This window comes from Pseudanabaenaceae cyanobacterium SKYG29, from assembly GCA_025055675.1.
In the GTDB taxonomy this organism is placed as follows: Bacteria; Cyanobacteriota; Cyanobacteriia; order Pseudanabaenales; family Pseudanabaenaceae; genus M5B4.
On the sequence record JANWWT010000001.1, the window covers coordinates 89751 to 113125 of the forward strand.

A 23375-nucleotide genomic window follows, 5' to 3' on the forward strand; every position below is an offset into this window, starting at 1 on the left:
TGCTAAAAGCACAGACCTATTGAAAATCACTGTGATCGACAGCCACGCGTTCATCAAAGACAAAACATTTGCCGCGCCATAAACTCTTTTGGGGGGGAACTACTTCCAGATATTTCAAAATACCACCCTTGAGTTGATAGACCTCTGAAAAACCCTGTTGTTTGAGGTAGGCACTAGCTTTCTCACAGCGAATGCCACCAGTACAAAACATAGCCACTTTTTTAGGGGGATTGGGCTTGAGATGGGTTTCTACATACTGGGGAAACTCGCCAAAACTATCCAAATGGGGATCGATCGCCCCCTTGAATGTCCCCATCTCCACCTCATATTCATTGCGAGTATCGATTAACACAACTTCAGGGTCAGAGATTAAATCATTCCACGCCTGGGCATCCACATATTCACCTCCCTGGGCTAGAGGATCAAGACTGGGAATTCCTAGTTTGATAATTTCCTTTTTCAGTCTGACCTTCATCCTGCCAAAGGGAATGATGTCTGTTTTCCCTTCTTTCGTCTCCATCGTTTTGAATCTGTCATCACTCTTGATAAAATTAACTACTCTGTCTATGCCTTCGCGACTCCCTGCTATGGTGGCATTTATTCCTTCTGCTGCCAGTAAAATTGTACCCCGCAGTTGCCAGGCATCGCAGAGTTCTTTGAGTTTTGGTTGCCATTCTTGATAGTCAGAAAAAGGAGCAAAGTGATAGAAAGTAGAAACAACGATCGGTTTTGTCATCTCTTTTTCTATTCCTCCAACAACTTCAGCAAAGCCTGTTCCATTTCAGTTATGTTAGTCGTGGAAGTACCAAATTGTCGCACTACAATACTAGCCGCCAAATTCCCTAAAATTGCCCCCTCCAAAAAGTCCCCCCCCGCTGCCAAAGTCAGTGTCAAAGCCGCTACTACTGTATCCCCTGCCCCTGTGACATCAAACACCTCCGTGCGATTGAAGGCGGGAATATGGCACTCACTTTCACGGTCAAATAGACTCATCCCCTCCTCCCCCCTGGTGAGCAAAATCTTTTTCGCCTGTGTCAGTTGCAGAAGGTCATCAGCTACCTGGCGCAGATTGTCCGTCACCGCATAACCCACAGCTCTCTCCGCTTCGGGAATATTGGGGGTAAAGATTGTGGCTCCCTGATAACGGGGCAAGCCCTGCTGGGCATCTACCACAGTAAGGGAATGCTGTAAAGCCGCACTAATTACCTGGGGCATAAACACCCCCTCGTTGTAGTCAGAACAAACTACTGCTCTAACATCAGCCAGATGGGCAAGAATCACATCTGCTAATTTTGCTTCTATTTCAGGTTTAGGTCTTACATCTGATTTGCGATCAACCCTGACAATCTGTTGGGTGACAGACTGGCGGCTATGTCCAGAAATGCGGGTTTTAGTGACCGTAGGACGATCGGGGTCAACAATCACGCCACTGGTATCTATGCCTGCATCGGTGAGGAGGCGGCGTAAAACTCTTCCCTGTTCATCATCTCCCACAATGCCCACGGCTAAAACCTGCCCCCCCAGTTTCGCTAGATTGTAGACAGCGTTTGCTCCTCCCCCTGGCACTTGGCGTGTATGTTCATGGCGCAAGATTAACACTGGCGCTTCCCGCGATACCCTCTCCACTGACCCCGTCATAAACTCATCCAAGGTCAAATCCCCCACGACCATTACCCTCTGGCCCTGAAACTGATACAGGTGCGATAAAAGTTTGTCTTTCAACTGTTGCAGACGGGGCAGAAAAGTAGTTATGGACATCAACAATGGTTGTACGCACAAGCACAAAGCATACACCTGGGGGAAGGCAACCTGACCAATTTTATATTTCTTTTAATATTCCTTAGTTGGTAGACGGACGGCGGCGGGGTTTGGTAGAAACATTGCTAGTTCTAATTAGTTCCTGCAAACGGGGGTTAGCCAACACGCGGCGGGCATGATTGAGTAATTTATCCCCCCACAAATTTTCTTTCAAAAATTCTAACTGCCCATAGCGGGGGTCTTCCCGCAGAGCTTCTTCTCCCAATTTCAAACCTTTGGCTTCCTCCCCCCGAATGTAGAAGGCAACTCCCAAAGCTAGGCGGGGTTCAGCCGCAGTATCCTCACTAGCAAGGGCTTGTTTGATGGCTTCCTGCCAATAGTTAATCGCCGCATCCACATTATCCCGCTCATATTCCACTAAGCCAATGTTGTTGGTAGCTGCCCAGAAGTTCTTTTCCTTGCCCAAAACTTTTTGGTATTCAGCAATGGCTTCTTCATAACGCTTGGCTAAAAAATAGGCATTCCCCAGGTCGAAACGGGCATTGATGGGAAATTCCTGGGTAGGTAGAGCTAAGCCCTGATTTAAGACCTCGATCGCTTTATTATGATTCCCATCCCGCAAGTAGGCAGACCCCAAGCTAAACAGGATATTAGGATTAGTTTTGTTGAAGCTGTGGGCAATTTGCAGGTGATTAATCGCTTTGCCGTATTCCTCCTGTCTGAGATAAACACTGCCCAAAACAGCATGCGTCTGGAATGATTTAGGAGCTAACTGTACTGCCAAGCGTGCCCTTGGCAAAGCCAAATCCGTTTGACCAAAGCGCAACAGCTGGGAGGCATCCCGCGATAGTGCCAGGGCTTGTTGTTCCAAATTATTAAAATTTAACTTACCTGCTGGGGCTAAAACTGCCTGTGCTCTCACCCCCAAACTCCACCCCAGAGTCAACCACCCTGCCAGAAACACAGACCGCGGAAAATTCATAGCTAAAGATGTCAGTGCAAATTGCTTATCCTAGTTTATCATTACTTATAGGTGTTGACACAACCCGCCTATGACCCCAGAACATATCAAAGCCCAAGTGAGAGCGATCGTGTTAAAGCGCCAAGCCCTCGTCCAACTCTCCCAACAAAGCAACCTGGGTGACCTGCAAATTGATGTGACACAGGCTCTGGCGGAGATGGATGACTTAATTCAAGAATTCAATCGGACTTTTCCTGATTGCGCCTTACCAGAATTAAAACCATGAACATCCTGCAAAAAGCCTTCTATTTGGGAGTTGGTTTGCTCTCCTTGGTGGGAGAAAAGACCAGTGATACTTTTGAGCAACTACGGCAACAGGCTAGCAAACTTGCCGATGAACTAGTCAAGCGCGGGGAAATGACAACGGAAGAAGCCCGTCGTTTTGTTGATGAAGTCATGGACCAGGCTAAGCAAAAGCCTGACAACAAACCCCAGGCACCCCGCCCCATTGAAATTTTGGATGCTCCCTCGGAAGATGAGGAAATTCAGAAACTGAAGGACAGAGTGAAAGAACTGCAGGCAGAACTGGCTCGCCTCAAGGAAAACAAGGGTGCATAAGCCAATTGTCTGGATTTTTGTGTTATGCTGGAGCAGGCTCGGAGCTATGCGGTTTCAACGCCCGAACCGTGTCAGGGTCGGAAGGCAGCAGCACTAAGGGATGCTTGGGACAGGCGTAGTTTCCGGGTCAATACCTAAGTAAAGTGCTAACCTATGACCCCCTCTGTCCAGTCAGTCCCGATCGTCTCTGGCGGCTTGTGTGAAGCGAATGATTGTTGTCTGCAGCATCAGTGGTGTGGTTTGATCTGTCGCTACCATAGGTACCTGCCTGTATCAGAGCGTACTCCCATCGTCACCCTCTACGAGGGTAACACGCCTTTAATTCCTATGCCCAGATTGAGCGATCGTGTGGGGCGGCAGGTGCAGGTCTTCGTGAAATATGACGGTTTGAATCCGACGGGGAGCTTCAAGGACCGGGGGATGACGGTGGCTATATCCAAAGCCAAGGAAGCGGGGGCAGAGGCAGTCATCTGTGCTAGCACGGGGAATACGTCAGCCGCGGCGGCAGCTTATGCCAGGAGGGGGGGCATGAGAGCTTTTGTCTTGATTCCCGATGGCAAGGTAGCGGTGGGCAAGCTAGGGCAGGCGTTGATCTACGGGGCAGAGGTTTTGGCAATTAGGGGCAACTTTGACGAGGCGCTCAATCTGGTCAGGCAAATGGCAGAGCACTACCCCGTTACCCTGGTTAATTCTGTCAATCCTTACCGATTACAGGGGCAAAAAACGGCAGCCTTTGAAGTAGTTGAGGCGCTGGGGGATGCACCGGACTGGTTATGTATTCCCGTGGGGAATGCGGGCAATATCACTGCCTACTGGATGGGGTTTTCTGAGTATTACGGAGAAGGGAAGTGTAGCAAGTTGCCCAAAATGATGGGTTTTCAGGCGGCGGGAGCAGCTCCCCTCGTCACAGGTAGAGTGGTAGAGTATCCCGAAACGATCGCGACGGCTATTCGGATTGGCAACCCTGCTAATTGGCAGAAGGCAATGGAAGTAAAATCAGCCAGCGGGGGAGCATTCCACAGTGTTACGGATGGGGAAATTCTGCAGGCATATCAATTACTAGCGGGGGAGGGAGTATTCTGTGAGCCAGCTAGTGCTGCTAGTGTGGCGGGTTTATTGAAAGTGGCAGACCAGGTCCCAGTGGGGGCTAAGGTTGTCTGTGTACTGACGGGGAACGGTCTCAAGGACCCTGACACAGCTATTGACAGTGCCATCAGTCAACTGCATCGGGGAATTACCCCTAAACTAGAAGCAATTGCACAAGTGATGGGATTCTGAATATGGATAACCTCGAGCAAAAGTTCAAACAACTGGAACAGCAGGCTGAAGTACAGACCAGTAAACTGCCCCTAGTAACAGCTATCAAACGGCTGAAGGGCTGGCAAAAAATTGCGGCAGTTGTGGTAGTGGGCGTGGTTCTGTTTGCGATTGTGCAATTTGTTGTCAATCTCCTGGTGGGAATAGTGACTCTAGGTATTTTTGTCCTGTTAGTTTCGTTTCTCTACAGGTTGTTTTTCAAGACCGATCGGGGGCAAAGTCTTTAAGGGTACTGCCAGTTATAGGCATTAGGGAAGACAAAGTGGGTCATGGAGACGGAAATGGATACATCAAGGGCTTCTACAAAATGCCACCAACCTACGGGGACAAAGATCACTTCTCCTGGATAGAGAATCTCTTCAATAATCTGGACATCGCGGAAGAGGGGAAAGGTGTTGTAATCAGGATTAGTCAAATCAACAGCACTATAGACACCGCGGTAGTTGTACAGTTTAGGAGTATAGAAAGGTGAAATCATGTACCATTTCTTACGTCCGTACACCTGTGCCATCAGCAAATTACAGGGGTCGTGGTGCAGGGGAGTGATAGTGCCCCTGGGCCCAATCCAGAGAAAGATAGTGTTCTGGGGTCGTTCCGCGCGACATATGCCCGGAAATAATTCCATGTCCTCAAATAGAGGATCAAACTCCGCACGATCGAGATTGCCGTTGTTAGCAGTCATGTAAAAGTCGTTGGTTTTTCCCGCCGTCAATATCATGTCAATGTAGTGGCGCAGGGGCATTTCTGTGCGGTGTTTTTCCATTTCTATTTCGTAGAAGGGATTCGTCGATCGATTTGTCTGCACCGACACTGTCACATGACCAAATTTTTCGGCAAAATACATAGGTGTCCACTTCTGTAGGGCTGACCAGTTCTGCATCATGCCCGTCATGATTAAAGGAGTATTAGTAGCGTAATATTGCTCTAGAAAATCGCCAGGGGTAATGGTCTCTACCCGATCGATGCGCCTTGACCTGACTGACAGTTTGTTTAGCTCAGCCGCAATAGCCATGTGGGACTCCAACTTGCGCAGGGATTTGACAAAACTAACAGCGGCTTGGGTATAGGGGCTATTGGCAGCGTTAGCGACTTCCTCTTGAGCAGCAGGGCGGTCCAGACCCCTTCGTACTAAAAACTCAACAATCTGCTCAGGGGCGTTGCCTAGTAAGAGACTCTGTCCAATCCAGGCTTGCCACTGGGGAGACAAAGTGCGGGAAGTAGAGACAGAGCCATCAGCCATAGGTGATTAGCATATTGATTAGACTCGATGGTAGCACAAACTATTTCTGTTGTAGCTGACCAAAGCCAGAAGGGGGGGTAGTGCGGCGAATGAGAAGCGCTTCACGGTGGCGCAGAGTGTTGATAGCTACTTCCCAGGGAAAGACAAACAAATGATAGGATTCCGGTGACAGGCGGTCTTTGTCCAGGTCTTCAATCACTGCCCGAAAGATGCTCAGCAAGCGTTGCCGTCCTTTCTCCAGTTCATCCAGGGTTTCAGCCCGATCGAGTTCTTCTGTGATTTGGACTAGCTCTAGGTTGTACAGGTCAGCACGATTTTTTTGTTTTTCGGCGATTTGGGCACGAATTTGGGCGAAGAAGGAAAACATGATTGTTGCCAGGGTGATCAGCAGGGCGATCGGTTCGGCATTTTCCTGCAGGAAAGAAGGTTTATTGCGGTTGTAGTAGGATTGCGCTCCAGGGTGGAGGGGGATACCCAAAGCTTGACCAGTGCCAGGATAGTCGATCGCAGCGGCGCGAGGGTTAAGAGTCACAAGGTCATTGCGATATTCAAATAGAATACGGGTAATCTCTTTGATTAAATCTTCATCCACATAGCGATTGGTGATTAAGAGGGAGCGCACCCCCACAGTAGCCAAGTCATTAGGGGGTGTAGGAGGAGCAGCACTATAGGTACCCTTGGGAATTACAGCAGGTTCAGTTTCGGGGTAAAAAATCTGAATAGCAGAGGCTTGGTCAATGGGGACTAACTGTCCACGACTTTGTTTGAGCAGACTGCGCATATCCAAATTGCCGGAGCCAACCACCCGAAACAGGGCATCGACTTTCCCCTGGATAAAGGCTTGGTTAGCCTCTTTGCCCGGCAGATGCAGTGCCTTGATTTCCTTCAAATCAATATCATAGTGGCGCAAAAGCTCAAGAAAGCCGTTGTATGCACCACTACCTACGGGGGGAGTAACTATTCGTTTGCCACGAATGTCGCTAAATTCCCCAATCTTGACCCCAGGGCGTACCACAAGATGGAAAGTCTCTACATACATAGAGGCGATCGAGCGGATGTTGGGTTTAGTATCTGTGTCGTTTTGCACGAAGGCTAGGTCTGCTTTCCCCTCATTCACCAGGGATATGTTTTCTGTCGCTCCTTTAGTTTCCAGGACTTTGACTCTGATACGGGTGGCGTAACGGGGAATGACAGTAGCCAAAGCTTTTCCCATCGCGTAATACTCTCCCTGAGGACTACCTGTGGCAATCACTAACTCCACAGTCTTAAACCGATCGTAAGCAATCTTCACCCCGATTCCCCCTGCTATTGTTAGGCAACCAGCAACAAGGGCAACAAAGTAACGCTTGTCCATCCGCGGCTCCCCCTGGATAATAAAAAGCAGCTAAGCTGCTAAGGTGATTGTACTACTTTTGTCGTGGAGAATTCTAGCTACGGACTCTTCAGGAGTGTCAGGAGTCGAATTAGTATAGCAAAATAAAAAAAAACAAGAGCACTGTTACCCACCTATTAGTACTAGTTACTCTGGAGTTTTATTGGTTTATCTTTAGTGACTTATCTCCTTATGACAATATGAGTGACGAAAAACTAAACCCTCTAACTTGTATCGGTACCTAATAGGAATTAGTCCTAAATTTGTCCAGAATCCCCCCAGGACTACAACCTCCGTGCCTGGAGCAAAGCCATCTATCCCCTAGTTGGAAGTAGTTTTGCTTGCCTCAGCACTATCTAGCTTGCCCGACTTATTTATCTTGTCTAGCCCTAAAACTAAAATGATGTTACTACAGGAGAGAAAAAACTCTGCCCCCCCATGTAACCAATCTACATTTGCCAAATTAGTGTGGTAATGGCTCTGGGCATAAATAGCAGCAGGAATACTAATGGCCACAAACAGAAGAGTGCCGTAAAAACCCGCCAGAGCTAACTTGGGTAATGCCCCCGATCGGGTGATGAACCACAGAAAAACTAAGTAGGGAAAAAGTGAGGCACTAAACAATAGCTCCTTCATTTGTCGATTTCTTCTTTCATTTTTTCTAGGGCTTTGGTCATCTGGTCGAACATCTGTTGCGTGGTGACTCCAAAGCGAGAAAGATACACCTCTAGTTGTTTGAGTGCCATCTTGGCCATGAAATCATCAGATAGTTCAAACCGCTTGAGGAAGATGCGAAACCGATCGGTCATCTCTTCCATCTTTTCGATGTAGATTTTTTTCCCTTCCCGATCGAATTTGCCGTAGTTTGACCCCAAAGTCATCAGAGCCTCATAATCTTGCCAAAGGCGGCGAGCCTCATCCTGGACAACTTCCGACTCAAAGAAGGTCATACTTTTTGCCTCAACGCTAGTAATCTTATCCTACTCAAGCTACTCCATTTGCTGTTATTCGGATTTCCGAAAGACAATTGCTGTGTTCTGTCCGCCAAAACCAAAACTGAGATTGAGGGCGATGGTGGCGCTGATAGGTTGGGCTTGGGTTGGCAAGTTGAGGTCATACTCTGGGGTCAATAACCCGACTGCAGGAAAGACTTTTTGTTCCCGTAACATCAACACACATAGCACTGCTTCAATCAAGGCGGATGCCCCTAAAGCATGCCCGATCGCCCCTTTGCTGGGACAAATCCAGGGTCTATGGGGAAACAAACGGGTCAAAACCTTGGCTTCCCAACGATCGTTGTAAATTGTCCCTGTGGCGTGGGGGGAAATCACATCCACATCTTTAGCCGTAATACCACTTCTTCCTAGGGCTTGCTCAATTGCTTTCTCCACTGCCTCCCCTGTGGGGTCAGGACTACTGACATGATAGGCATCATTGGTACAACCCCACCCCAGTATTTCTATGCCGCTGCCTGCCTCTGCTACTACCAAAGCTGCTGCTCCCTCCGCCAACACCATACCCCTACGTTCTTTGCTAAAGGGATGGCACTGATCCGCTAACACTCCCATCTGCCGCAAGCCCCCCAGACTTAAAGGAGTAAGACAGCGATCGGCACAGGCGACTACCACCGTACTGCAGGACTCCAATAGCTCCAACCCCCTAACTATTGCCCAATTCCCCGTCGCACAGGCACAGGCAAGACCGATCGTGGCTCCCCCCACTCCCAAATATTGGGCTGTTACCTGGGATAGATGGGCTGGTAATACCCACCTACCTGCTTCTAATGCCTCTTGATAGTGACGACTAGACCCCACTACCACCCCACAATCTGGCGGCAAGTCTATCCCCTGGACTGCTTGGGCTACTGCCCCCAAAAGCAGCGCCTCTAAACTGGGGTAACCTGCCACTTTACCCTGCCCCGATCGGATAGCTGATTCTCCTCCCAAGAGCCGCGACCAGGTAGTGCGAGTGTCCCCTAGCGCAGTAATACAGGCAAAACCCTTTACCCATGCCATTAGGGCAGCTTAAGGTTTTCTATCCCCTGGGTCACTCTGGCAGACTCGATTTTGTCCCCCACTTTAATTTGATCTACATACTCCATGCCCGATTTGACATAGCCAAACACAGCGTACTGCCCGTCGAGGAAGTTGATGTCTGCCAGAGCAATATAAAACTGGGAGGAAGCGGAATCGGGAGTAGGGGTACGTGCCATCGCCACCGCTCCCCTGGAATGTTTGAGTTTGGGTTTGACCCCTGGCTGCAAGACACGGCTATAGGTCGGTTCCCTATCGCCCTCCGCCCAAATTTCTAAAGGAATGTAACGAACTCGCCCCGTCTTGGGATCAACGTAGCTACCTGTACCCGTACCCTGGGGGTCACCACCCTGGGCAACAAAGGGGCTGGGGTCTTTCACTACGCGATGGAAAGTCAAGCCATTGTAGAAACCCTTATTGACTAGGTCAACAAAGTTACCTGCCGTAATGGGCGCATTATTGCCATCAATTTCCATGACCACAGTACCATAGGGCAATTTCATTTCCACTGTAGCCTTACCTTGTAGTTGGGGTAGATTCAATTTCTTTGCCTCACTAATAGTGCTACTACTCATAGGTTGCTCCTGCCCCCCTGGTGGGACATTCTTGGCATCTGAGTTATCAACGATCGTACAAGCCGCCGTCAACAGTAAACAGACCACCAACAAACATCTGGCTAACCAAAGGAACATAGTGTTTTTTTTCCCGCCATGAGCATCCCTATTTTAAGGGATCGGGGGATTTTCTAAAAAGCTCAGTAAATTTTGTTCCTGGAAAGACTCTGCCAACGCTTGGACTTGCCGCACAAATTCACTGTAACAGCTGTCTTCCTCTGCCAACTGCTTAACCCGTTTGACTACTTTTTTGAACGCCCCCTTGCGGGTTAATTCCTTCAGTTCATTGACTATCTCTACTCTGGGGAAAACCACAGACTTACCGTTTGTTTCAGTTTTAGCTACCCCAGACTCTGCGGATTGACCCTCAATCCATTCTAACTGTAATACTTGTTGCACCTTGCTGAACAAATCATCGGCCTGTACAGGTTTAGCTACAAAACCATTACAGCCAATTTGCATACATTTATCTTGGTCTGAGCGAAACACACTAGCAGAAGAAGCAATGATTTTTGTATCCTGGAGCAGGGGATTTTGCCGCAGCCGCCTGACCATTTCAAACCCATCCATGTTAGGCATGACCAGGTCAGTAATAATCAAATCAGGTCTCTCCTTTTCTGCCACTTGGATGCCCTCTACGCCATCGCTAGCCATTATTAAATTAAAGCCCAAAGGCAACAGCATGCCCGCCACCACTTCGCGGTTATCCTCCCGATCGTCTACAATCAAAATCTTTCTCCTTTTACCCTTGTAACCAACAATAGACTGATGTATCTCTGTTTGTTGGGGCACTACATCCTTAGCAACAGGCAAGGTGATGGTAAACCAAAACTTACTGCCCACACCATAGACGCTTTCTACCTTAATTTCTCCCCCCATCATCTGCACCAAACGTTGGGAGATTGACAGACCCAAACCCGTTCCCTCCGCCTTGCGATTGCTGTCACCCACCTGTTGAAAGGCTTGGAATAATTGACTCATCTGTTCGGGCGTCATGCCTATACCTGTATCGCTAACCGTAAAAGTTAAATTTGTCTCCTGCCCCTGAGAACTACTACACTCCACGACAAAAGTGACACAACCCTCATCAGTAAACTTGATAGCATTGCCCAACAGATTCAACAACACTTGGCGCAGCCGTTTTTCATCAACAACAATACCCTCAGGCAATTCGGGGCTAAAGGAATGAATAAAAGCAATGCCCTTCTGCTCTGCCCGCACAGAGGCTATTTCAATTACTCCTTTCAAAAATGAAGGGAGGTGGACAGGATGGGGGTGCAGTTCCATCTTGCGTGCTTCAATCTTGGAGAGATCAAGAATGTCGTTAATTAGTGTCAGCAAGTGATTCCCAGAATTGTAGATAGTTTGAATTCCCTTCTTAACATTTTCAGGCAGTTCATAGCGCTGTAGAATCTGGGCATAACCGAGAATACCATTGAGGGGAGTTCTTAGTTCATGACTCATATTCGCTAAAAATTCACTCTTAGCCCGATTAGCCCGATCGGCACTTTCTTTGGCTTTTGCTAACTCTTCTGCTGTCTTAATTCTCTCCGCGGCTTGAATAGATAGGGTAATCAGGTCAGACACCGATCGGATAAAACTCTGTTCCTCCTGCAGCCAGATGTGCTGGCGTAAATTTTCCACCGTCAATACCCCGATCGTTCTGCCATCCATGCGAATTTTGGTATCAAAACTGGCAATTACAGCCTCATCTTTGAGGGGAGTGCCAATTACTTCCATAAATTCCGCTCGCCAGTAAATATCCTCTGCCATGACTACGCCATCGCGGTCAATTTGCTCCCAGTAGTTTTGTATATCTCTGAGCGCTATAGTCTTACCCTGGGTATGGGGACAATCCTCCGCCTGCTGGGAGTATAAATCACGGCAAACTAACTGCTCGCCTGTTTCATCTAGTAACCAAATAGCTGCCCGATCGACACCCAATGCCATGGCTAAGGTTTCAGTAAAAATCTCAAAGGCAGTGGGCAAATCTCCATTCATGGTACGGGGGTCACGATTGAGACTTTTGAGATAGTAATTCTGACGATACAGTATGGCATCCCGCTGTTCCAAAGCTGCCCGCGATCGTTCCTGTTCCAGCTGAAAGCGCTTTTGTTCCGTAATGTCATTGACAATAGCAATTAAATAAACATCACTGCCAAAATCCGTCATTTCAATTGCTACTACAGCTGTTCTTTTTTCCCCCTGGCGATTCCAATAGTCAAACTCAAAGTTTCGTACCCGCCCCTGTTCTATTAATTCCTGGGAAATACCACGAAAAGTATCCGCCGTAAAAATTTTCATTCTTGCTATCTTACGATTAATGACCTCCTCAGGGCGGTAACCAGTCAAATTACAAAATGCCTCATTTACCTCAGCAAAAGTTGTCTCAGGTAGTTTGACAATAATGATTGGATTGGGACTAGCAGTAAAGGCAGCGGCAAATTTCTCCTCCGATCGTTTGAGTTCCCTAGTGCGCTCCTGTACTTTGAGGTCTAGGTTTCGCTTCGCCGCCTCCAATTCCCGAATTAAATTGGTTAAGTCATCTGCCATAGTGTTAAAAGATTGGGACAGTTGTTCAAATTCAGCAATACCCTTAATGTTTAATTTCTCCTTAATGTTTCCCCGCGCTAAGACTTGTACTGCCTCATTTAACTCCTTAATTGGCTTAGTAAATAGTTCGGAGGTAAACAAAGCTAGGATAAGAGTACCACCAGTAGCAACCCATAGCCACATCAAGTTGTCTTGACTATTTTGCCGTACCAGGGACATAACATCTGCCTCTGGCGTAACAACCAAAATGAACCACTCCAAGCCAGGATAATGCTTGTCAATATATCTAGTGATCTGCAGATCATAGGCATATTTATCCACCCTAAACCGCAAATCAGACCGCTCGGTTATTTGGGATAAATCTTGGTACAAACTAAACAAATACTCACCCAAGGCTCTAGTAAATTTATCGGGGCTATCAGTAATCTTGAGGCGACGAGTAATTCTCTTTTCCGTAACACTAACTGGTGTTAGCTGCGATGAACCTACTAGCATCCCATCCCGTTCTAGCAAAATTATTTCTGTATTGGCTGTGGGGCGTGCTTTTTGCAGAGATTTACCGATTTGGGTGAGGGTTAAATCAGTGCCAAATACCCCTACTAACTCACCTTTGCGGTTGTACAGCGGATGACTCGCAGAAATCGAAATTACTTCACTATCTATCCAACTGTAAATAGAAGTCCACAAAGGCTTACCAGCTTTGACGGCATCCTTGTACCAAGCTTCTTTCTCTAGAGTCAGATTGGGGTCTGCTTTGGTAATTTTTAGGTCTGTGCGATTCCCTTGGTTATCTAAACTATAAATATAGTTGTCAATATTGCCGTACTTTTTGCGTGAAACTTCCCATACCAGGAATTTGTCATCATCCTGTCTTTCTACGCCGATATATCTGAGGTCATTCTGGGAACCAAAATTAATAAATCCTACATCGTAAATTTGCATTTGTTCCCAAAAAAAACGACTAACCTGCTCAAACTTTTCCGGTTGAAAATCTATAATCCCCAATTCCCACGCCTTGACGTTGATGTTGTTGACTAAATAGGGTGCGGCTAAGTATTTCTCCAGAAAGGCCTCTACAGATTTTGTGGCATCTTGTCTCAGTTTCTGGGATACTCGCACTAGAGATTGTCGTTCCCGCCACCAGCTCCCTGCTGCCACTAAACCACTAATTAAAATTGTTTGGGCAAAAAAGGCTAAAGCTAGTACTGCCCGCAACGGATAACCCTTTCTCGATGCCATCAGTCTATTGGAGCGCTTTTTTATAGTATGTTAGATTGGTACAATTGAAATCAAGGGCAGAAAAGTTAAGATTTGGCTAAGGTAAAATATCGTTACGTCTGTAATGAATGCGGCGGCGAATTTCTCCAGATGTTTGGTCGCTGTCCTGATTGCGGTGCTTGGAATTCTCTACAAGAAGTAAAGTTGACTGCCAAAACCAGATTGGACTTGCCCGGGGAAACAATCTACCCCCAAACAGCTCTGTCTCTGGCTGAAATTAATCACTCTGCCCACCAGAGATTGACTTCTGGGTACGGGGAACTCGATCGGGTTTTAGGCGGTGGTTTAGTGCCTGGTTCCTTGGTTTTAATTGGGGGTGAGCCTGGGATTGGCAAAAGTACGCTTTTATTGGCAGTTGCGGCTAAATTAGCACGGGCACAAACTGTCCTCTATGTCTGTGCTGAAGAATCAGTACAACAGGTCAAAATGCGGGCGCAGCGCCTTGGTATCAACGAAGAGGAAACGACACAGCTGTATCTTTTGCCCGAAATTGATTTAGATGTGATTCTGCGGGAATTACAGACTTTACGCCCTGGTATTGTCATTATTGATAGCATTCAATCTCTCTACCTCAGTTCCCTTAGTTCTGCTCCTGGCTCTGTTGCCCAAGTGCGGGAATGTACGGCAGTCCTGATGCGCTTTGCTAAGAAAGAAAATAGCACTTTGCTCATAGTTGGTCACGTTACTAAGGAGGGTACATTGGCAGGTCCCAAGGTATTAGAACATTTAGTGGATACAGTGCTTTATTTTGAAGGGGATAGGTTTGCTAGCTATCGGTTACTGCGAGCGGTGAAAAATCGGTTTGGTGCTACCCAAGAAGTGGGCATTTTGGAGATGCTTGACCAGGGTCTGGCAGAGGTGAGTAATCCCTCAGCTTTGTTTTTGGGTAACCGAGAACAGCCTGCTCCTGGGACAGCCACGATCGTGTCCTGCGAAGGTAGCCGCCCCCTGGTAGTAGAGCTGCAGGCATTGGTTAGTCCCACTAGCTATGCTTCTCCCCGCCGTACTGCCACGGGCATTGAAACTAATCGCTTTCTACAGATTTTGGCAGTTTTAGAAAAGCGCCTGGGTATTCCCCTCTCTAAGTTAGATGCCTACGTTGCCTCGGCCGGAGGTTTGTCTGTCAGTGAACCCGCTGTCGACTTGGGGGTAGCCATTGCTGTTGCTGCCAGTTTCAAAGACCGCATTGTTGACCCTGCCACTGTATTTATTGGCGAAGTGGGGTTAGGGGGACAAATTCGGGCTGTCTCCCAGTTAGAGGCTCGTCTGCGGGAGGCTGCTAAATTAGGGTTTCAGCGGGCAGTCATCCCTAAAACTAACCTGGGACTGGATTACGGTCTAAAGATTGTACCAGTCGCCAGTGTGAAGGAGGCGATCTTGGCGATGCCAACTAGTTGAACATTCGTTCAAAGACCAGCGGTGGGTAGTGGGGATTCTCTCCTGGGCACAGTTCGCCTCAAATTGCTTCTGCAAGGAAAGAGCTTTGCGCAACATGATGATAATGTTTTGGATCTGTTCCCGTGCGGCTATATCTTTGGAGGGAAGAGCAGAGAGAGTCTTTCTTTCTAGCAGTTGCAGTAGTAGTTCATAGTGAATGGGGGATGGTAAAGGTATAGCGGTTCTGACAGCTGGTTTTTCCATGGATGTAACTACAAACTAACCGATTTTTTAGTCCCTAGTTAGTCTAAATAGTAGAGCAGAATTATATTAATGATAAGGCGAAATTTTGATTTTTATCGCAAACTTTATGACAACTTTGCCTCTGAGCTTACGAATTATTTATCTTTTGCGCTGGCACAAGCCTGCTGGTAGATTGATCCTCATGCTTCCTGCTCTGTGGTCTCTAGTTGTAGCCTGTTACCAACAGCAAATTCTGCCCCCCTTAGATTTGACTGTGGTGATTGTGGCGGGGAGCTTAGCCACTAGTGCTATGGGCTGTGTGATTAATGACCTATGGGACCGTGACATCGATCGGGAGGTAGAACGCACAAAAAATCGGCCCCTAGCTAGCAAATCTCTCTCTATTACTGTCGGGCTGGTGGTGCTGGCGGTAGCGGCTGTTTGTGCCTTGGTGTTAGCAACCTATCTCCAGCCCCTTAGTTTTGCCCTGTGTCTGTTGGCTGTACCTGTGATTGTGATCTATCCTCTGTGCAAGCGCTTCTTTGCTGTGCCCCAGTTGGTTCTATCCCTGGCTTGGGGCTTTGCTGTGTTGATCCCCTGGACAGCTGTCACTGGGGGTTTGGATGGCAATTGTTGGTTACTGTGGGCAGCAACCCTAGCTTGGACAATGGGATTTGATACAGTCTATGCTCTCAGCGATCGGGAAGACGACCGCCGCTTGGGCATCAATTCCAGTGCTTTGTTTTTTGGGGAGCACACCCCTGAGGCAGTGGGTGGGTTCTACCTAGTCACTGCTGTGTGCCTGGCTGCCTTGGGCGTGAATATGCACCTGTCGGCTCCCTACTTCTACGGCGTGGGACTGGCAACGATTGGCTGGCTCACTCACTGGTGGCGACTCAGGCGGGAGAGCGAGCCTTCTCTCTACCCTGCACTATTTAATCAAAATGTAAGTATTGGCTTTGTTGTACTTGGGGGGATGGTTCTAGCTACCCTTACCTAGATAACCGTAACTATACCTAGAGCAATTTTTGCTATGATGGCGGGGGTGAGTTCAGGAAGGTTATGAGCGATATTCACGACAGGATACAGGAAGAACTAGAGAACGCCCGCAAAGTATGCGAGACCAGTGGGATTGGTTCTAAGGAGTGTGCTGCTGCCTATGATGCCCTTGAGGAAGTACAGGCAGAAGCTGCCCACCAACGGGAGCAACCGGGAAAGACTTCCTTAGAACGGTACTGCGATGAAAATCCCGATGCCGTAGAATGCCGTGTTTATGAGGAGTAGTTAAGCTGGCTCCAGGGGTGCCATAGTCAAATCTGCCCGCTTTAATTGGGCGTGATATAACTCGGCTTGCTCCTGGGGTCCCACCCACACGACGGCTAAGCCTTCGTAATGTACTTGATTAGTTAGTTCCCAAGCACGGCTCTCTGTCATACCAGGGATGTATTTCATTAGGGTTTTAGCGACGTGCTCAAAGGTATTAAAGTCATCATTGAGAACAATTACCTTGTAGTGGGGGTAATGCTTAGAAGTTGTGCGGGGGGCTGGCTGTACTCGCTCGATCGTTTCTGTAGGCATCTTTTACCTCCCTTGGTTCGGTTGACTGTCTACAATTTTATATTAGTTTAATTTTTGCAGGGGGGAGAGGTGCTACTGCGGGGGGTCAATCTGTTTTTAGTGGGGATGATGGGGTCAGGGAAGTCCACGGTGGGGAAACTGTTAGCGCCACAACTCCGCTACCGCTTTGTCGATACAGACAGTTTGATTGAAGCCTATGCTCAGAAGAGTATTTCTGCTATTTTTCAATCCCAGGGCGAAGCCTATTTCCGCGAATTGGAGAGTCAAGTCCTACAGGAAGTGTGTGCCCATTCCCGCCTAGTGGTGGCAACGGGGGGAGGCATAGTTATGTCCGATCGCAACTGGTCTTATCTGCATCACGGTGTGGTGGTTTGGCTGGATGTCCCTGTAGAAGAACTCTGGCAACGTCTGTCCCATTCTGCTGTCCCCCGACCACTGCTGCACACCCCTGACCCCCAGGCTACTTTGCAAACTATTTGGCAGCAACGCCGCCACCGCTACGCCCAAGCTGATGTCCATGTCACCGCCACAGGTGACCCTAAAACCGTTGCCCAGGCAGTAATTAGGGCTGTGATCGATCGGATAACGCCCGCCAACCAATATCGCGGCGATAATACATCCCGTCAAAATGGATGCCACTGATCCCTCGGTAGACTTTAGTTAAGGCTGCTGGCAAATCCTCCCCTACCGCTGTGACATTTAACACCCTGCCCCCGCTGGTGTAGAACTGACCATCCTTGCGCTTTGTGCCCGCGTGAAATACCCAAACATCCCCCGGGACATTCTCTAACCCTGTAATCAAACGATCGGTGATGGGATTGTCGGGATAACCTTCACTAGCTAAAACTACTGTGGCGCAGTAACCCGCTTGCCATTGCAGGGGCGGAAATTGTCCTAACCGTCCTTCCTGGCAGGCTAGTAGGAGAGATTCCAAGGGTGTTTCCAATAAAGGTAGAATTACCTGGGCTTCCGGGTCGCCCAAACGGCAGTTGAACTCGATCACGTAAGGGTCGCCTCCAGGAGTAATCATCAAACCAGCATACAAAAAACCCCTATAGGTAATTCCCCTAGCGCGCAGTTGGCTTAGAGTTGGGGCTAGGATTGTCTTCTGCACCCGTTCTAGTAGAGGGGCAGTCAGAACCGGCGCAGGCGCGTAAGCTCCCATTCCCCCTGTGTTTGGTCCGCTGTCTCCTTCCCCTAGACGCTTGTGGTCTTGGGCTGCCACCAGGGGGCGTATTACCTCTCCATCTGTTACCCCAATCACTGAAACCTCTTCTCCAGCAAGGAATTCCTCGATTACCACTGGTTCCTGGGGGCGTTGCTCAAATAGGCGCTGAATTGCAGCTATGCCGCTATCTATGTCCCGCACGATCGTTACCCCTTTGCCCGCTGCTAACCCATCCGCCTTGATCACCGTGGGAAAGGAGCATTCCCGTAGATAAGCTAGAGCAGTTTCCCGATCGGAGCAGACTTGGTAGGGGGCAGTGGGTACATTAGCTGCTTGCATTAAGTCCTTTGCCCAGGATTTACTAGCTTCAATTTGAGCAGCCAGGCGACTCGGTCCAAAAATCGGTAGATTTGCTTCCTGAAAGTAGTCAACAATTCCCTGCGCTAGGGGTACTTCTGGTCCCACTACTGTTAGAGCCACCCCCTGTACCTCAGCCAGACGGCGCATACCGGCGAAATCATCCAGCAGCAGGGGAACATTGATGCATCCTTCCAGCGTAGCTGTCCCCCCGTTGCCAGGAATACATATTACCTGCTTGACCCGCTCGGAACGGAGAAATTTCCAGGCTAACGCATGCTCCCTGCCGCCATTGCCAACGACCAGAATTTTCAAGCCAACTCCTCAGACCGTTGCGGCTCATTATATCGTGATAAATTATGGCAATACAAGGAACTATGCGTCTTGTCTTTTTCGGTACGCCCGATTTTGCCGTACCTTCGCTGCAATACTTAATCGATCGGGCAAACTATGAGGTGGTGGGAGTGGTTACACAACCTGATACGCGGCGGGGGCGGGGCAATGAGGTTAGTCCCTCTCCCGTGAAGGAGGTGGCTCGGCGCTATGGATTGCCGGTGTGGCAACCCCAGAAATTGCGTCACGATCGGGAGCTATGGGCAACCCTAAACCAACTGGAACCAGACTTCTTTGTTGTGGTTGCCTATGGTCAGATTCTGCCCCAGGCAGTGCTGGACATACCCCGATCGGGTTGTATCAATGTCCATGGCTCCCTGTTGCCCAAGTATCGGGGGGCAGCTCCCATTCAGTGGGCGTTAGTGCGGGGAGAAACCAGGACAGGGGTAACCACAATGCTGATGGATGCAGGGATTGACACAGGGGCTATGCTCTTAAGGGCTGAAATCCCCATACTGCCAGAGGATAATTACGCTACCCTCTCCCACAAATTAGCCCACCTGGGGGCAGAGTTACTGGGACAGACCCTCGACCAGTTCCACCAGATTACCCCCGTTCCCCAGGATGATAGCCTTGCCTCCTACGCGCCCCTCATCAGCAAAAGTGACTTAGAACTGCACTGGGATAGACCAGGGGAAGAACTGTGGGGTAAAATTCGCGGCTTTTATCCTGACTGTTTTACCAACTGGCGTGGGCAAAAATTGAAAATATTGGCAGCTTCCCTGCACCATGCCCACTATGAGGGCGCACCAGGCACGATCGTAGACACTGTTAAATCCATCGGCTTTGTCATCCAGACTGGGACAATCCCCCTTTTAATTCAACAGGTGCAACCCCCAGGGAAAAGGGTGCAAACGGGGTGGGAGTTTTATGCAGGTGCGCTCCAGGGAAGGATTGGCATGGGTCTATCCTAGGTTAAATTTTATTGACGACAGGGAAAAAGAGTAGCTATACTTTAGTTGTCATTTGTGCCAGGGTTGCTCAAGTTGAAATATAGGTTTCTACTGTTTGACCTCGATTGGCAGCTTTCCCTCAAGCTGGAAGAACGGCGCAAGAGAAAGCCGGGTCTCTCCTGGGACGAATCCTGTGAAGGACCCAGTATGAGCCGATCGGTTCGTTAAAGGGAGGGTTACTTAGTCCCCTGAGCCGATCGTAGACAACAGAATTTTACAACTGAATAACTTCAACACCACTGGAGTGGATATTTCCGTTTGTTCATTTTTGTATAAAAGGGAGGAATTGCCATGCAAAAATCTGATCTGCTGCGGGAGACCGTACAACACATTGACATCAAACAGTTCGATGTTGTCGGTCTAGTGGAAGCCATGTCTCGCACTGCCTTTCAAGCGCGCAATCTCGGTAAGGCTGCCCATATCTACGACGAGATGCTGCGCGACCAGGACTGTGCCATCATTTTGTGCCTTGCGGGGTCGCTTTTTAGCGCAGGGTTGAAGAAGGTCGTGTATGACATGATCACCCACAACATGGTGGACATTATTGTCTCCACGGGGGCAAACATTGTCGACCAGGACTTCTTTGAAGCCCTTGGCTCTAAACACTATGTGGGGGATATTTTCGCCGATGATGAGGTGTTGCGTCAACTCCATATCGATCGTATTTATGACACCTATATCGATGAGGATGAACTGCGGGTCTGCGATATGACGATCGCGGAAATTGCTGCTACCCTGCCCCCCCGTCCCCACTCGTCGCGGGAATTCATCCATGCCATGGGTGCTTACCTCGATCAACACGCCCGTAACCGTGAATCCGTGGTTTTGGCTGCCTATCACCACGATGTGCCCATCTTTGTCCCTGCCTTTAGCGATTGCTCCGCTGGGTTTGGGCTGGTGCATCATCAGTGGTATAGCCCTGAGTCCCACCTAACGATCGATTCCGTACGGGATTTCCGCGAGCTGACCCAGTGTAAGTTGGCTTCTCCCCATACGGGGCTGTTTATGATTGGCGGCGGTGTGCCCAAGAATTTTGCCCAAGATACGGTGGTGGCAGCGGAACTTCTAGGCTTTGACACCGCTATGCACAAGTACGCTATCCAAATTACAGTGGCGGATGAACGGGATGGGGGGCTATCAGGTTCCACACTGCGGGAAGCCCATTCCTGGGGCAAGGTGGATATTGTGAGGGAGCAAATGGTTTTCTCCGAAGCGACTCTAGCAATGCCTTTGGTAGTAGGGTATGCCTACGGCAAACGCAACTGGGTAAATCGTCCTGCCCGTCGTCTGGCGCAAATTTTCCGCTCTTCTATTCCCTCACTGCACCTGACTACGGCATAAATTTTTACCCCTTATTTCCCCTGGGAATGGTAGGCTAACCAAAATATCTTTAGTTTATGGTGAGAGTCGGGATTATCGGGGCTTCAGGGTATGGGGGTGTACAACTCGTGCGCCTGCTCCTGGAGCATCCAGAGGTGGAAATTACCTACCTAGGGGGTAGTGCCAGTGCGGGGCAGTCTTTTGCCGATATCTATCCCCACCTGGGCTGGTCTTTACCGATCGAAGATTTGCCTGCACCCCAGATAGCCGATCGGTGTGATGTGGTGTTTCTCTCTTTGCCCAATGGTTTGGCTTGTCAGCTAGCCCCCCAGTTGTTAGAGTGTGGTTGCAAAGTGCTAGACCTGTCGGCGGACTATCGCTTTCGTGACCTCAGTATCTATACCCAGTGGTATCAGGGGACAAGGTCAGACCAGGAGTTAGCCCAGGAGGCAGTCTATGGGCTACCTGAACTCTACCGCGGGGAAATTGCCAAGGCCAGGTTAGTAGGTTGTCCTGGCTGCTATCCCACGGCTAGTCTCCTTGCTCTTTTGCCCCTCCTCAGTCAAGGGTTGATTGACCTGGCATCGATCATAATCGACGCGAAATCGGGGACATCGGGGGCGGGTAGGCAGGCAAAAACCCATCTATTACTGGCGGAAGCACAGGGTTCCTTGGCAGCCTACGGGGTGACAAATCATCGCCATACGCCAGAGATTGAACAGATTTGCAGTGCTGTGGCGGGGCAGGCAGTTAGGGTGCAGTTCACTCCCCATTTGATCCCGATGGTACGGGGTATTTTGGCGACGGTGTATGCCCAACTGCGGGACCCAGGTTTGGTCAAGGACGACCTGCTGACTATCTACAAGTCCTTTTACCGCCATGCTCCCTGGGTGCGAGTGATCAACGGCTATCCCCAGACCAAATGGGCAGCGGGAACTAACTGGTGTTTCCTGGGCATGGAGGTTGATCAGCGCACGGGGAGAGTGATTGTGCTCTCAGCAATTGACAACCTGATGAAGGGTCAAGCGGGGCAAGGGGTGCAGTGCTTCAACTTGATGCTGGGCTTTGCCGAGACTTTGGGGTTGCCCCAACACGCTTTTTATCCCTAGTTACTCCAGCGCTTCATAGTTCTGGATTTGCTCGATCGCTAACTTTGCTAGGGTACGCAGCAGGGGTAACTCGTCCTGGAGAAAGGGTTCCAGATGGGGAATGGCAGTGGGATTGCCCAGTTTGCCCAGGGAGGTGATTGCCGTTTTGCGCACTTCTAGGGCTTCATCCTGGAGAGCTGCGAGGAGATGGGGAAAAGCAGGGGGGTAACTTAATTGTCCTAGGGCAGCACAGGCTTCCACGCGGATCAGTTCCTCTTTGTCCCGCAATGCTTCTAGCAACACCTGGCAAGCTTGAGGGTCAAGGTTTTCCTTGGCAACTTGGGCGATCGCGCCGATCACGGCACAACGTACGTCTAGGTTATCGGCATGGAGGGCTTGAAAGAGATAGTCCGCCGCCTCTGCCCCCATAAACGCCAATGCCCAAGCGGCGTGCCCCTTGATGTCCTGGGAATAGTCAGGATGGGCAAGAATTTCCAGTAACCCTGGGGCGGCTGCTACGCCTGTGCGTGCTAGTGCTCCCGCCGCTGAACCGCGTACTACCGTATCGGTGTCATGGAGGAAAGCCTGCAGCAGAGCAGGAACAGCCTTGGGGTCAGCAATGAGGGTAAGGGTTTTTGCCGCTGCCCGTCGTAGCACTACATCCTCGTGGTGGAGGAGAGCTTCTACCAACAAAGGTGTAGCAACTTCGCCAATTTGCCCCAGGGTCTCGGCAAAGGCTAACCGCACTACTCCCCGGGAATCCCCCAAACCTGCTACCAACTGTTGCAGTACCTCCAGGTTGCCACGATCGAAGGTGTCCAGGGTGATTTCCTCAGTGACCCGCGCCAGCAGAGCGTCATTGCGGGCGTGAACTTCGGCTAGGTCTTCTGTCATTGGGCAGTTAGAATACCGTAGCGGTCTTGTAGCTGAGCAATTGTCCGATCGAGTTTGGTCAGCACAGGTTCCAGGTGGGCGTTGACCTGTTGTTTGCTCACCTTAGCTTTTTGGGCAGCGGCAAGGGTTTCAGCCTCTAGGCGATTGCGATAGGCAGTTAACTCTTCGATTAGTTCTCCTAGCTCCTCCGCCGTAGCATTATCTAAGTTGTTTATCTCAGGCACTTCTAACATCGTTTTTGTAACCAGTTTGTCCTAGAA

At 49.4% G+C, this 23375-nt stretch carries 27 protein-coding genes and 1 other RNA gene; 13 read left to right on the forward strand and 15 right to left on the reverse strand.

What is annotated here, in order from left to right:
* Positions 1-16 precede the first annotated feature (16 nt).
* The 3 genes from NZM01_00455 to NZM01_00465 all read right to left on the reverse strand — a co-directional run bounded on the left by NZM01_00455 (position 17) and on the right by NZM01_00465 (position 2740).
* A complete protein-coding gene (locus tag NZM01_00455; GenBank protein ID MCS6958507.1) occupies positions 17-736 on the reverse strand; it encodes a rhodanese-related sulfurtransferase in 720 nt (239 codons plus the stop codon).
* An 8-nt stretch (positions 737-744) separates the two neighbouring features.
* Positions 745-1758, reverse strand: coding sequence for a bifunctional ADP-heptose synthase (locus NZM01_00460; protein ID MCS6958508.1), 1014 nt, complete (start codon positions 1756-1758; stop codon positions 745-747).
* 82 nt (positions 1759-1840) lie between these two features.
* Complete coding sequence (locus NZM01_00465) at positions 1841-2740, reverse strand: tetratricopeptide repeat protein (GenBank protein ID MCS6958509.1); 900 nt, start codon at positions 2738-2740, stop codon at positions 1841-1843.
* A gap of 70 nt (positions 2741-2810) precedes the next feature.
* Here NZM01_00465 and NZM01_00470 point away from each other — a divergent pair, with 70 nt between their 5' ends.
* The 5 genes from NZM01_00470 (at position 2811) to NZM01_00490 (ending at position 4881) form a co-directional block, all read left to right on the forward strand.
* The gene (locus tag NZM01_00470; GenBank protein MCS6958510.1) at positions 2811-3005 is read left to right on the forward strand and encodes a hypothetical protein; all 195 of its coding nucleotides are present in this window, start codon (positions 2811-2813) and stop codon (positions 3003-3005) included.
* Positions 3002-3337: a hypothetical protein gene (locus NZM01_00475; protein ID MCS6958511.1), complete on the forward strand. Its 336-nt coding sequence runs from the start codon at positions 3002-3004 to the stop codon at positions 3335-3337. The genes NZM01_00470 and NZM01_00475 overlap by 4 nt, the downstream gene beginning before the upstream one ends.
* Before the next feature lie 35 nt (positions 3338-3372).
* Positions 3373-3469: signal recognition particle sRNA small type (ffs, locus tag NZM01_00480), an RNA gene on the forward strand.
* 21 nt (positions 3470-3490) lie between these two features.
* Positions 3491-4615 carry a threonine synthase gene (thrC, locus tag NZM01_00485; protein ID MCS6958512.1) on the forward strand — a complete coding sequence of 375 codons (1125 nt, stop codon included), beginning with the start codon at positions 3491-3493 and terminating at the stop codon, positions 4613-4615.
* A gap of 2 nt (positions 4616-4617) precedes the next feature.
* Complete coding sequence (locus NZM01_00490) at positions 4618-4881, forward strand: hypothetical protein (GenBank protein ID MCS6958513.1); 264 nt, start codon at positions 4618-4620, stop codon at positions 4879-4881.
* On the opposite strand, the gene NZM01_00495 is transcribed toward NZM01_00490, so the two are convergent.
* From NZM01_00495 to NZM01_00525, 7 genes are all read right to left on the reverse strand, one after another.
* Complete coding sequence (locus NZM01_00495; protein MCS6958514.1) at positions 4878-5894, reverse strand: cupin-like domain-containing protein; 1017 nt, start codon at positions 5892-5894, stop codon at positions 4878-4880. The genes NZM01_00490 and NZM01_00495 overlap by 4 nt on opposite strands.
* A 40-nt stretch (positions 5895-5934) precedes the next feature.
* On the reverse strand, positions 5935-7248 hold the full coding sequence (locus tag NZM01_00500) for a TAXI family TRAP transporter solute-binding subunit (GenBank protein MCS6958515.1): 1314 nt from the start codon (positions 7246-7248) through the stop codon (positions 5935-5937).
* A gap of 339 nt (positions 7249-7587) precedes the next feature.
* A complete protein-coding gene (locus NZM01_00505; protein MCS6958516.1) occupies positions 7588-7902 on the reverse strand; it encodes a DUF3593 domain-containing protein in 315 nt (104 codons plus the stop codon).
* Positions 7899-8216: a DUF1825 family protein gene (locus NZM01_00510; GenBank protein ID MCS6958517.1), complete on the reverse strand. Its 318-nt coding sequence runs from the start codon at positions 8214-8216 to the stop codon at positions 7899-7901. Before NZM01_00510 ends, NZM01_00505 begins: the two co-directional genes overlap by 4 nt.
* 54 nt (positions 8217-8270) lie before the next feature.
* The gene (locus tag NZM01_00515; protein ID MCS6958518.1) at positions 8271-9281 is read right to left on the reverse strand and encodes a beta-ketoacyl-ACP reductase; all 1011 of its coding nucleotides are present in this window, start codon (positions 9279-9281) and stop codon (positions 8271-8273) included.
* Positions 9281-9991, reverse strand: a complete 711-nt coding sequence (locus NZM01_00520; protein MCS6958519.1) for a peptidylprolyl isomerase — start codon at positions 9989-9991, stop codon at positions 9281-9283. The genes NZM01_00515 and NZM01_00520 overlap by 1 nt, the downstream gene beginning before the upstream one ends.
* 33 nt (positions 9992-10024) lie before the next feature.
* Positions 10025-13705, reverse strand: coding sequence for an ATP-binding protein (locus NZM01_00525; protein ID MCS6958520.1), 3681 nt, complete (start codon positions 13703-13705; stop codon positions 10025-10027).
* 72 nt (positions 13706-13777) lie between these two features.
* On the opposite strand from NZM01_00525, the gene radA reads away from it, so the two are divergent.
* The gene (radA, locus tag NZM01_00530) at positions 13778-15142 is read left to right on the forward strand and encodes a DNA repair protein RadA (protein ID MCS6958521.1); all 1365 of its coding nucleotides are present in this window, start codon (positions 13778-13780) and stop codon (positions 15140-15142) included.
* Here radA and NZM01_00535 read toward each other — a convergent pair.
* Positions 15083-15385, reverse strand: a complete 303-nt coding sequence (locus NZM01_00535; protein ID MCS6958522.1) for a DUF5340 domain-containing protein — start codon at positions 15383-15385, stop codon at positions 15083-15085. The genes radA and NZM01_00535 overlap by 60 nt on opposite strands.
* Before the next feature lie 106 nt (positions 15386-15491).
* Here NZM01_00535 and NZM01_00540 point away from each other — a divergent pair, with 106 nt between their 5' ends.
* On the forward strand, positions 15492-16364 hold the full coding sequence (locus tag NZM01_00540; protein ID MCS6958523.1) for a 4-hydroxybenzoate solanesyltransferase: 873 nt from the start codon (positions 15492-15494) through the stop codon (positions 16362-16364).
* A 62-nt stretch (positions 16365-16426) separates the two neighbouring features.
* Positions 16427-16648, forward strand: coding sequence for a Calvin cycle protein CP12 (locus NZM01_00545; protein ID MCS6958524.1), 222 nt, complete (start codon positions 16427-16429; stop codon positions 16646-16648).
* On the opposite strand, the gene clpS is transcribed toward NZM01_00545, so the two are convergent.
* A complete protein-coding gene (clpS, locus tag NZM01_00550; GenBank protein MCS6958525.1) occupies positions 16649-16942 on the reverse strand; it encodes an ATP-dependent Clp protease adapter ClpS in 294 nt (97 codons plus the stop codon).
* 69 nt (positions 16943-17011) lie between these two features.
* On the opposite strand from clpS, the gene NZM01_00555 reads away from it, so the two are divergent.
* Positions 17012-17584, forward strand: a complete 573-nt coding sequence (locus tag NZM01_00555; GenBank protein MCS6958526.1) for a shikimate kinase — start codon at positions 17012-17014, stop codon at positions 17582-17584.
* On the opposite strand, the gene purD is transcribed toward NZM01_00555, so the two are convergent.
* Positions 17505-18782 carry a phosphoribosylamine--glycine ligase gene (gene purD, locus NZM01_00560; protein ID MCS6958527.1) on the reverse strand — a complete coding sequence of 426 codons (1278 nt, stop codon included), beginning with the start codon at positions 18780-18782 and terminating at the stop codon, positions 17505-17507. The two genes, NZM01_00555 and purD, sit on opposite strands and share 80 nt — an antisense overlap.
* A gap of 62 nt (positions 18783-18844) precedes the next feature.
* On the opposite strand from purD, the gene fmt reads away from it, so the two are divergent.
* The 4 genes from fmt (at position 18845) to argC (ending at position 22242) form a co-directional block, all read left to right on the forward strand.
* Positions 18845-19774: a methionyl-tRNA formyltransferase gene (gene fmt, locus NZM01_00565; protein ID MCS6958528.1), complete on the forward strand. Its 930-nt coding sequence runs from the start codon at positions 18845-18847 to the stop codon at positions 19772-19774.
* A 72-nt stretch (positions 19775-19846) separates the two neighbouring features.
* Complete coding sequence (locus tag NZM01_00570) at positions 19847-19981, forward strand: hypothetical protein (GenBank protein ID MCS6958529.1); 135 nt, start codon at positions 19847-19849, stop codon at positions 19979-19981.
* Positions 19982-20104: 123 nt separating this feature from the next.
* On the forward strand, positions 20105-21154 hold the full coding sequence (locus tag NZM01_00575) for a deoxyhypusine synthase (GenBank protein ID MCS6958530.1): 1050 nt from the start codon (positions 20105-20107) through the stop codon (positions 21152-21154).
* A gap of 56 nt (positions 21155-21210) precedes the next feature.
* Entirely contained in the window at positions 21211-22242 is a 1032-nt protein-coding gene (gene argC / locus NZM01_00580; protein MCS6958531.1) for an N-acetyl-gamma-glutamyl-phosphate reductase, read from the forward strand.
* Here the strand turns inward: argC and NZM01_00585 are convergent, their stop codons facing one another.
* Together NZM01_00585 and NZM01_00590 are read right to left on the reverse strand one after the other, a co-directional pair.
* Positions 22243-23115, reverse strand: a complete 873-nt coding sequence (locus tag NZM01_00585) for a HEAT repeat domain-containing protein (protein MCS6958532.1) — start codon at positions 23113-23115, stop codon at positions 22243-22245.
* Entirely contained in the window at positions 23112-23348 is a 237-nt protein-coding gene (locus NZM01_00590; protein MCS6958533.1) for a hypothetical protein, read from the reverse strand. The genes NZM01_00585 and NZM01_00590 overlap by 4 nt, the downstream gene beginning before the upstream one ends.
* Positions 23349-23375 lie beyond the last annotated feature (27 nt).

Coding starts and splice junctions, on each gene's coding strand:
- NZM01_00455 (MCS6958507.1), bottom strand. CDS start 736: ATGACAAAACCGATCGTTGTTTCTACTTTCTATCACTTTGCTCCTTTT.
- NZM01_00460 (MCS6958508.1), bottom strand. CDS start 1,758: ATGTCCATAACTACTTTTCTGCCCCGTCTGCAACAGTTGAAAGACAAA.
- NZM01_00465 (MCS6958509.1), bottom strand. CDS start 2,740: ATGAATTTTCCGCGGTCTGTGTTTCTGGCAGGGTGGTTGACTCTGGGG.
- NZM01_00470 (MCS6958510.1), top strand. CDS start 2,811: ATGACCCCAGAACATATCAAAGCCCAAGTGAGAGCGATCGTGTTAAAG.
- NZM01_00475 (MCS6958511.1), top strand. CDS start 3,002: ATGAACATCCTGCAAAAAGCCTTCTATTTGGGAGTTGGTTTGCTCTCC.
- thrC (MCS6958512.1), top strand. CDS start 3,491: ATGACCCCCTCTGTCCAGTCAGTCCCGATCGTCTCTGGCGGCTTGTGT.
- NZM01_00490 (MCS6958513.1), top strand. CDS start 4,618: ATGGATAACCTCGAGCAAAAGTTCAAACAACTGGAACAGCAGGCTGAA.
- NZM01_00495 (MCS6958514.1), bottom strand. CDS start 5,894: ATGGCTGATGGCTCTGTCTCTACTTCCCGCACTTTGTCTCCCCAGTGG.
- NZM01_00500 (MCS6958515.1), bottom strand. CDS start 7,248: ATGGACAAGCGTTACTTTGTTGCCCTTGTTGCTGGTTGCCTAACAATA.
- NZM01_00505 (MCS6958516.1), bottom strand. CDS start 7,902: ATGAAGGAGCTATTGTTTAGTGCCTCACTTTTTCCCTACTTAGTTTTT.
- NZM01_00510 (MCS6958517.1), bottom strand. CDS start 8,216: ATGACCTTCTTTGAGTCGGAAGTTGTCCAGGATGAGGCTCGCCGCCTT.
- NZM01_00515 (MCS6958518.1), bottom strand. CDS start 9,281: ATGGCATGGGTAAAGGGTTTTGCCTGTATTACTGCGCTAGGGGACACT.
- NZM01_00520 (MCS6958519.1), bottom strand. CDS start 9,991: ATGTTCCTTTGGTTAGCCAGATGTTTGTTGGTGGTCTGTTTACTGTTG.
- NZM01_00525 (MCS6958520.1), bottom strand. CDS start 13,705: ATGGCATCGAGAAAGGGTTATCCGTTGCGGGCAGTACTAGCTTTAGCC.
- NZM01_00535 (MCS6958522.1), bottom strand. CDS start 15,385: ATGGAAAAACCAGCTGTCAGAACCGCTATACCTTTACCATCCCCCATT.
- NZM01_00540 (MCS6958523.1), top strand. CDS start 15,492: ATGACAACTTTGCCTCTGAGCTTACGAATTATTTATCTTTTGCGCTGG.
- NZM01_00545 (MCS6958524.1), top strand. CDS start 16,427: ATGAGCGATATTCACGACAGGATACAGGAAGAACTAGAGAACGCCCGC.
- clpS (MCS6958525.1), bottom strand. CDS start 16,942: ATGCCTACAGAAACGATCGAGCGAGTACAGCCAGCCCCCCGCACAACT.
- fmt (MCS6958528.1), top strand. CDS start 18,845: ATGCGTCTTGTCTTTTTCGGTACGCCCGATTTTGCCGTACCTTCGCTG.
- NZM01_00575 (MCS6958530.1), top strand. CDS start 20,105: ATGCAAAAATCTGATCTGCTGCGGGAGACCGTACAACACATTGACATC.
- argC (MCS6958531.1), top strand. CDS start 21,211: ATGGTGAGAGTCGGGATTATCGGGGCTTCAGGGTATGGGGGTGTACAA.
- NZM01_00585 (MCS6958532.1), bottom strand. CDS start 23,115: ATGACAGAAGACCTAGCCGAAGTTCACGCCCGCAATGACGCTCTGCTG.
- NZM01_00590 (MCS6958533.1), bottom strand. CDS start 23,348: ATGTTAGAAGTGCCTGAGATAAACAACTTAGATAATGCTACGGCGGAG.